Below are 2492 nucleotides of genomic sequence, written 5' to 3' on the forward strand. Positions count from 1 at the left end.
TTACCTAAAACCTTGATGATGGTTGGTGTGTCTTCCACAACCGTCGCGCGGTCAGATTCAATATCTGCCACAGGCGCAACTGTGAAGTTCACCGTTTGGCTAACGCTTTCACCGCTTGGATCGGTGGCGGTAAAGGTTAGGGTTTCTGAGCCATTCCAGTCTGCGGTTGGAGTGAACGTAGCAATGCCATTGACGATCGCCACTTGAATGTTGCTGTTGCCAGAGACACTAAACGTTAACTCACCATCGGCGTTATCCACATCACTGAAAGCGGTATTTAGATCGATGCTGTATGGCGTGAAGTCTTCCGCCAAGGTTTGGTCTGCAATGCTGCTTTCAACCACAGGCGTGTCGTTCACCGCATTCACGGTGACGTTGACCGTCGCTTGGTCAGTCAGTGAACCATCGGTCACGGTATAAGTGATTTCAGCGTCACCATGGAAGTTCTCAGCCGGTGTGAAGACCAGTTTTCCATCAATAATTTCGACTTTACCTTGGTCACTCGGCACAGACGCCGAATCAATGCTTAACGTATCGCCGTCGATGTCGGTGTCGTTTGGCAGGACATCAATCGTGACAGCGGTATCTTCTTGTGTTGTGGCCGCGTCATCGTTTGCCACTGGCGCGTCATTGACTGGCGTCACATCGACGTTCACCGTGGTGGATTCCGATACCCCACCCGACGTGACGATGTACGTGAAGCTGTCTGTACCGTGGTAGTTGTCGTTTGGCGTGTAAGTGACGCTGCCATCCGGGTTGACCGAGACCGTGCCGTTGCCTGGACCGTGATTGCTATCGAGCGACACCACTTTATCGTCGCCTTCGAACGTGTCGTTACCTAAGACCTTGATGATGGTTGGCGTGTCTTCCACCACCGTCGCTTTGTCTGCCACGATGTCCGCCACAGGCGCTACTGTGAAGTTCACCGTTTGGCTAACGCTTTCGCCGCTTGGATCAGTAGCCGTAAACGCTAGGGTTTCTGAGCCGTTCCAGTCTGCGGTTGGGCTAATGGTCGCAATGCCATTTTCAATCGAAACTAACACGTTGCTGTTGCCAGAAACGCTAAACGTTAACTCGCCATCCACGTTATCCACATCACTGAAGGCCGTATTCAGATCGATGCTGTATGGCGTAAAGTCTTCCGCCAAGGTTTGGTCTGCGAGGTTGCTTTCAACCACAGGCGTGTCGTTCACCGCATTCACGGTGACGTTGACCGTTGCTTGGTCAGTCAGTGCACCATCGCTAACGGTGTAAGTGATTTCAGCGTCACCATGGAAGTTCTCAGCCGGTGTGAACACCAACTTGCCGTCAACAATTTCAACTGTACCTTGGTCACTCGGCACAGACGCCGAATCAATGCTTAACGTATCACCATCGATGTCAGTATCGTTTGGCAGAACATCAATCGTCACTGGCGTGTCTTCGTCAGTAACGGCATTGTCATTGGTCGCCACTGGCGCGTCGTTCACTGGTGTGACATCGACGTTCACCGTGGTGGATTCACTGACGCCCCCAGACGTAACGATGTAGGTAAAGCTGTCTGTACCGTGGTAGTTGTCGTTTGGCGTGTAAGTGACGCTGCCATCTGGGTTGACCGAGACCGTGCCGTTGGCTGGACCGTTATTGGTATCCAGCGACACCACTTTGTCGTCGCCTTCGAACGTGTCGTTACCTAAAACCTTGATGATGGTCGGTGTGTCTTCCACGACCGTCGCTTTATCTGCCACGATGTCCGCCACAGGCGCCACTGTGAAGTTCACCGTTTGGCTAACGCTTTCACCGCTTGGGTCGGTGGCCGTAAAGGTCAACGCTTCTGAGCCGTTCCAGTCTGCGGTTGGAGTGAACGTAGCAATACCATTGACGATCGCCACTTGAATGTTGCTGTTGCCAGAAACGCTGAAGCTCAGATCGCCATCCACGTTATCCACATCGCTGAAAGCGGTATTTAGATCGATGCTGTATGGCGTAAAGTCTTCCGCCAAGGCTTGGTCTGCAATGCTGCTTTCAACCACAGGCGTGTCGTTCACCGCATTCACGGTGACGTTGACCGTCGCTTGGTCAGTCAGTGCACCATCAGTAATCGTGTAAGTAATTTCAGCGTCACCATGGAAGTTCTCAGTTGGTGTGAAGACCAGTTTTCCATCAATAATCTCGACTGTACCTTGTGTTTCAGGTACGGACGCTGATTGGATAGACAGCGTATCACCATCAATATCGGTGTCGTTTGGTAGGACATCAATCGTGACAGCGGTATCTTCTTGTGTTGTGGCCGCGTCATTGGTCGCCACTGGCGCGTCATTGACTAGCGTCACATCGACGTTCACTGTGGTGGACTCCGATACCCCACCTGAGGTGACGATGTAAGTGAAGCTGTCTGTCCCGTGGTAGTTGTCGTTTGGCGTGTAGGTTACGCTACCGTCCGGGTTGACCGAGACCGTGCCGTTGGCTGGACCGTTATTGGTATCCAGCGACACCACTTTGTCGTCGCCTTC

At 52.5% G+C, this 2492-nt stretch carries 1 protein-coding gene; it reads right to left on the bottom strand.

The window, feature by feature from the left end; all coding sequences use genetic code 11:
* A partial coding sequence (locus tag R8269_RS23335) for a tandem-95 repeat protein (protein ID WP_318222682.1) occupies window positions 1-2492 on the bottom strand: 2492 nt, incomplete at both ends.

The organism is Vibrio sp. Vb0667 (assembly GCF_033391095.1).